This is a genomic window from Pseudonocardia sp. SID8383, from assembly GCF_009864975.1.
In the GTDB taxonomy this organism is placed as follows: Bacteria; Actinomycetota; Actinomycetes; order Mycobacteriales; family Pseudonocardiaceae; genus Pseudonocardia; species Pseudonocardia alni.
Genome location: NZ_WWFY01000109.1, coordinates 1 through 5406 on the forward strand (window position 1 = coordinate 1; position 5406 = coordinate 5406).

Annotated in this window: 7 protein-coding genes and 1 pseudogene; 2 read left to right on the top strand and 6 right to left on the bottom strand. The window is 75.1% G+C overall.

What is annotated here, in order from left to right:
- The 4 genes and pseudogenes from GTW08_RS02575 to GTW08_RS02590 all read right to left on the bottom strand — a co-directional run.
- Positions 1-737: pseudogene (locus GTW08_RS02575) on the bottom strand (hypothetical protein); the annotation flags it as partial.
- 71 nt (positions 738-808) lie between these two features.
- Complete coding sequence (locus GTW08_RS02580; protein WP_062396337.1) at positions 809-1000, bottom strand: ferredoxin; 192 nt, start codon at positions 998-1000, stop codon at positions 809-811.
- Entirely contained in the window at positions 1000-2418 is a 1419-nt protein-coding gene (locus GTW08_RS02585; protein WP_073574381.1) for a fatty acid desaturase, read from the bottom strand. The genes GTW08_RS02580 and GTW08_RS02585 overlap by 1 nt, the downstream gene beginning before the upstream one ends.
- Positions 2419-2549: 131 nt before the next feature.
- A complete protein-coding gene (locus GTW08_RS02590) occupies positions 2550-2756 on the bottom strand; it encodes a hypothetical protein (RefSeq protein ID WP_073574382.1) in 207 nt (68 codons plus the stop codon).
- 241 nt (positions 2757-2997) lie between these two features.
- Between GTW08_RS02590 and GTW08_RS02595 the strand changes: the two genes are divergently transcribed.
- Together GTW08_RS02595 and GTW08_RS02600 are read left to right on the top strand one after the other, a co-directional pair.
- Positions 2998-3198, top strand: a complete 201-nt coding sequence (locus GTW08_RS02595; RefSeq protein WP_139282704.1) for a three-helix bundle dimerization domain-containing protein — start codon at positions 2998-3000, stop codon at positions 3196-3198.
- Positions 3199-3247: 49 nt separating this feature from the next.
- Positions 3248-3481: a hypothetical protein gene (locus GTW08_RS02600; protein WP_083658091.1), complete on the top strand. Its 234-nt coding sequence runs from the start codon at positions 3248-3250 to the stop codon at positions 3479-3481.
- A gap of 212 nt (positions 3482-3693) precedes the next feature.
- Here GTW08_RS02600 and GTW08_RS02605 read toward each other — a convergent pair whose 3' ends face one another.
- Positions 3694-4950, bottom strand: coding sequence for a kynureninase (locus GTW08_RS02605; protein WP_073574385.1), 1257 nt, complete (start codon positions 4948-4950; stop codon positions 3694-3696).
- Positions 4947-5406, bottom strand: a 460-nt coding sequence (locus GTW08_RS02610) for a PucR family transcriptional regulator (RefSeq protein ID WP_161151337.1), incomplete at its 5' end; no start/stop codon positions are given. The genes GTW08_RS02605 and GTW08_RS02610, both read right to left, overlap by 4 nt.

Genomic DNA, 5406 nt, shown 5'->3' on the forward strand with positions numbered 1-5406 from the left:
CCCGTGCCCGGGTACCAGGCCCAGGAGGTGACCGCGTCCGGGGCGACGACGAGCGGGGCGCGGGTGCAGCCGAGGGCGGCGCCGACGTCGCCGACGGCACGTTCCAGGGCCCGGCCGGGATCGGGGGCGTCCTGGTCGACCCAGAGCACCGCGGCCAGGTGCTCCCCCGCGACCGGGTGCCCGAGCGCCGCCTCGACCTCGGTGACGGTGCCGCCGCGCCCGGCGAGCACCGCGTCGACCATCGCGAGCCGGGCCGCGTCGCGGCGGCGGACCCAGCCGTCGCGTTCGGCCTGGTGGACCGCGACCATCTCCTCCGAGACCCGGTCGACGTAGCCGAAGGCGACCGCGGTGAGCGCACGGACGGCGTCCCCGACCTCGGTCGTCCCCAGCCCGGACCCGGCGATGCGGCCGATGAGCTCCTGCTGGAACACCGACTGGCCCAGCCGGTAGGCCCGCAGGACGACCGTGACCGGGACCCCCTGCTGGGCGAGTCGGCGGGCGAGCTCCCCGGCGACCGGGGGGAGCGGCACGTCGTCCTGGGCCCGGCCGGTCAGCACGACCAGCGCCCCTTCCAGCGAGCCCTGCACGGTGGCGACCAGCAGCTCGCGCACGCGGGGGTCGCGGCCGAGCTCGGGCAGCCCGGCGTCGATCTCGACGAGCACCCGCGCACCGAGCGCCTCGACGTCGCCGTGGACCTCGGTGGCGAGGCGGGCGAGCAGGGCGGTCACCGTCGACACGGGACCGACCGTAGCGCGACGCCCGCCCGGCTCCGGGGATCCGGTGCCGGGCGGGCGTCGCGACCCGGCGCTCAGTTCTCCAGGGCCAGTGCGCGGGCGGGGCAGGCGCGGACGGCGGCGTCGACGTGGGCCCGCTCGGACTCGGGCGGGTGCTCGTCGCGGACGACGACCACGTCGTCCTCCCCCACCTCGAACCAGCCGTCGGCCATGGCCTCGCACATCCCGATGCCCTGGCAGGCGTCGAGGTCGGCGACGATGCGCATCAGACCTCCTCGGTGGTCAGCGCGACGAAGTCGACCTTCTCGCGGACCCCGCAGTCCGGGCAGCACCAGTCGTCGGGGACCTGCGACCACGGGGTTCCCGCCGGGAAGCCCTCGGCCTCGTTGCCCGCGGCGACCTCGTAGGTGTACCCGCAGCCGGGGCAGCGGGCCGCGGTGACGGCGTCGCTCTGCGCGCGGCGGGTGACGTCGGCGGCGGTGTCGGCGGCCGGGGCCGGGTCGGCGGGCGGCGGGTAGGCGGCGAGCAGCGTGTCACGCTTGCCGGGCTGCAGGTTGGCGTAGCGCAGGTCGCCGTCGTAGTGCGCCACCACCAGCGGGTCCATCAGCCGGCGGAACACCGGCGGGACGGTCGCGGCCAGCATCATCCCGGTGTAGCCGGTCGGCAGGACCGGGGCCTCCGGGAAGTCGCGCAGCGTCTGGAACCGGCGGACCGGGTTCGCATGGTGGTCGGAGTGTCGCTGCAGGTGGTAGAGCAGCACGTTGGTGGCGATGTTGTTGGAGTTCCAGGAGTGCTCGGGCAGCACGCGCTCGTAGCGGCGGCGGTCCGGCGGGCCGACCTTCTGGCGCAGCATCCCGTAGTGCTCCATGTAGTTCACCAGCTCGAGCAGGGTGAACCCGAAGACGGCCTGGATCAGCAGGTAGGGCAGCACGCCCCAGCCGAACGACGCGACGATCGCGCCCCACAGCACCACCGACATCAGCCAGGCGTTGAGGACGTCGTTGCCGATCCGGAACGGGTGCCGGTCGCGGCGGGCGTAGCGCTTGCGCTCCAGGCGCCAGGCGCTGGTCAGCGAGCCGAACACGGTGCGCGGCCAGAACCGGTAGAAGCTCTCGCCCATCCGGGCCGAGGCCGGGTCGTCCGGGGTGGAGACGCGCACGTGGTGGCCGCGGTTGTGCTCGACGTAGAAGTGGCCGTAGAACGCCGGGGCGAGCGCGATCTTGGCGGCCCAGCGCTCCACGTCCTCGCGCTTGTGGCCCAGCTCGTGGGCGGTGTTGATGGCGACGCCGGCGACGGTGCCGAGCGTGACCGCGAGACCGATGTTGCCGACGACCGGCGCCCCGGCGGTGGCGATGTAGAACATCCCGGCGAACAGGCCTGCGTACTGCAGCGGGAGGTAGGCGTAGGTGACCCAGCGGTAGTAGCGGTCCTCCTCCAGTTCCTCCATCACCTCGTCCGGCGGATTCGTCGGGTCCTTGCCCGCGAACAGGTCGATCGTCGGAACGATGCCGAGCACGACGATCGGACCCAGCCACAACGCCACCGACCAGCCGGTGGCCAGGTGCAGACCGATCGCGAGGAACGGCAGGACCGGGACCAGCAGGCCCAGCAGCCAGGCGTAGCGCTTGCCGTCGTGCCAGGTGTGGTGACCGTTCACCGGTTCGGACAGTGCATAGGTCCGCATCGGATTTCCTCCTCGCGTCGGCTCTGACGGAACGATGGAGCAGACGGTAGGGAGATCGGCGCACGATTCCTCGGTCGTCGGGACCGAAGATCGGCGCCCCGTTCGGTCCCGCGGACCGAACGCGCAGCCGGTCAGCGGTCCCAGCGGAACAACCGGACCGCGCCCACCACCCCGACCAGCACACCGACCAGCACCGCGACGACCAGCCCGACGACGGCGCCGGTGTCCGGCGGGACCCCGCGCCACGCCGTCCCGAGCAGCTCCGACGTCGCACCGCAGGGCAGGGTCGCGCCGATCTCGGCGAGCAGTCCGGGCGGTCTCCGCGGGCCGCCGACCATGCCGGACAGTGCCTCGTGCGGCCCACCCCAGAACGGGACAGGGTGTCACGATCGCGCTCCGTGGTCGTGGGTTCACCCGTCCCGACGCGATTGAGGCGCCACTCCCGGGGTACCTACCCCTCGGCCGGGTGAAGATCGACGGAAGGATCGTCATGACCGACACGCAGATGGGTATCCGTTCCGGACTCCGTTCGTGTCGTCGTCGGACGCACACCTGCCGCCGGTCCGCCGGTGGCCTGCGGTGACGCCGGAGCTCGCCCGGGCCACCGACGCCGTCAGCCGGCTGGTCGACGAACTCGGCCCGGCCATCAGCCGGGACGCCGTGGTCGCCGCCGTCGCCCAGGCCTGCGACGACCTGCGGGGCAGCCCGGTGGGCGCGCTGCCCGAGCTCGTGGAGCGCCTGGCCCGGGTCCGCCTGGACCAGCCGACCGTCGGGCTCTGAGGCCTCCGCACCCGGTATGGGCCTCGCGGCGTCCGGGTATCCCCGTCGGGTGAGCGACGACCAGAACGACACCGGACGCGAGAGCCCCCCGATCGACCCGGAACGCGCACTCGACGAGCTCGAGGAACGGGTGCTCGGCCGGCGGATCGACGCCGGGGACACCGAGGCCGGTCGCGAGGAGTCCGCGGACACCACGTCGGAGGGCGCGGCCGAGCCGGAACCGGTCGAGGGCGCCGGGGAGCCGGACGACGCCGGGACCGGGGTCGACGCCCCGACCGACTGAGCCGGCACCCCCGCCGGGGCCGCCGCCCCCGTACCCCGCGGAGGGTCCCGGCAGGACTTCCGGGGACACGCGATCCCGCGGCAGTACCGGTCGGGGCTGTCGGCGCGGCGGCGCGCGCAGGTCCGTGAGGGCCCGCTACATCGTCGGCCGCACGGCACAGAGTTCGGGGAAGTAGGTGAGGTTCGGCGGCCGGGTGTTCGTGCGGCCGTCGCTCATCGGGCGACCTCCTCGGCGAACGCGGTCATCCCGGCCAGGACCTCGGCGAACGAGGTCGACAGCGGCGCGAGCCCGATCCGGATGCCGTCCGGGGCCCGGAAGTCCGGGATGACCCCCCGCTCCCACAGCCGGGCGTTGACCTGGGCGAGGTCCTCGCGGCGCAGCGTGACGTGCCCGCCGCGGCGGTCCGGGTCGCGCGGTGAGGCCACGGTGACGCCGTGCGGGGCGAGCAGGGTGTCGGCGAGGTCGAGGGCGAACCCGGTGAGCCGCACCGACTTCGCGCGGACGGCGTCGATCCCGGCCTGCTCCAGCAGCTCCACCCCGCACTCCAGCGGCACCGACGCCAGCACCGGCGGGGTGCCGGACAGCAGGGCGCGCACGTCGGGCGCCGGCTCGTGGCCGGGTCCCATCGCGAACGGCGCGCGGTGGCCGAACCAGCCCGTGATCGGCTGGCGCAGCGTCGTGGTGTGCCGGGCGGCGAGGTAGCCGAACGCCGGGGCGCCCGGGCCGCCGTTCAGGTACTTGTAGCCGCAGCCGACGGCGAGATCGGCGCCCCACGCGTCGAGCCGGACCGGGACCGACCCGACCGAGTGCGACAGGTCCCAGAGCACCAGGGCGCCGGCGTCGTGGGCGGTCCGGGTGATCGCGGGCGCGTCGGCGAGGAACCCGGAGCGGTAGGCGACGTGGGACAGCAGCACCAGCGCCGTGTCCGGCCCGACGGCGGCCGCGACCTGCTCGGGCGTCACGCCCGAGGCCGGGTCGGAGGTGATCCACCGCAGGACCGCGCCGCGCTCGGCGGCGATGCCCTCGAGCACGTAGCGGTCGGTCGGGAAGTTGTCGGTGTCGACGACGATCTCGCGGCGCCCCGCCGCCGCCTGGTGGTCGACGGCGGCCCGGGCCAGCTTGTAGAGCAGCACGGTCGTGGAGTCGGCGACGACGACCTGCCCCGGCGCGGCACCGAGCGCGGCCGCCCCGATCCGGTCCCCCAGGCTGCGCGGCCGGTCGACCCAGCCCTCGTCCCAGCCGCGGATCAGCCGGGTGCCCCAGTCCGCGCGCACGAACCGCTCCATCCGCTCGGCCGTCGCCTGCAGCGGGCGGCCGAGGGAGTTCCCGTCGAGGTAGGCGACGACGCCGTCGACGGGCAGGAACCGGTCGCGGTACCCGGCGAGCGGGTCCTCGGCGTCGAGCCCCGCCGCGACGGCCGCGAGGTCGGTGCCGAGGTCGGTGGTCGGGTCGGTGCTGCGGTCGGTCACGGTGTCCCCTCCGGTCGCGGTGTGCCCAGACGGTGCAGCCGCAACGCGAGCTGCAGCTCCAGCCCGTGGTCCGGGTCCTGCCAGCGCGGCCCCAGCAGCGACGCGACCCGGTCGAGCCGCTGGGCCACGGTGTTCACGTGCACGTGCAGCGCCGCCGCGGCCCGGGTCGGGCTGGCGCCCGCGGCGTAGTAGGCCTCCAGGGTGCGCAGCAGCTCGCTGCCGCGGCGCGCGTCGTGCTCGGCGACGGGCCCGAGGATGCCGCGCACGTACCCGGCGACGTCCGGGCGCTCGCCGAGCAGCAGCCCGGCGAACCCGAGATCCGACGCCGACGCGCACTCCCCCTCCCGGTCCAGCGCGACCAGCGCCTCCGCCGAGCGACGGGCCTCGGCCAGCGCCGCGTCCGCACCGTCGGCCGGCTGCAGCGGGCCGGCGCCGCCGACCGTCACCGCCCCGTCG

Coding starts and splice junctions, on each gene's coding strand:
- GTW08_RS02580 (WP_062396337.1), bottom strand. CDS start 1,000: ATGCGCATCGTCGCCGACCTCGACGCCTGCCAGGGCATCGGGATGTGC.
- GTW08_RS02585 (WP_073574381.1), bottom strand. CDS start 2,418: ATGCGGACCTATGCACTGTCCGAACCGGTGAACGGTCACCACACCTGG.
- GTW08_RS02590 (WP_073574382.1), bottom strand. CDS start 2,756: ATGGTCGGCGGCCCGCGGAGACCGCCCGGACTGCTCGCCGAGATCGGC.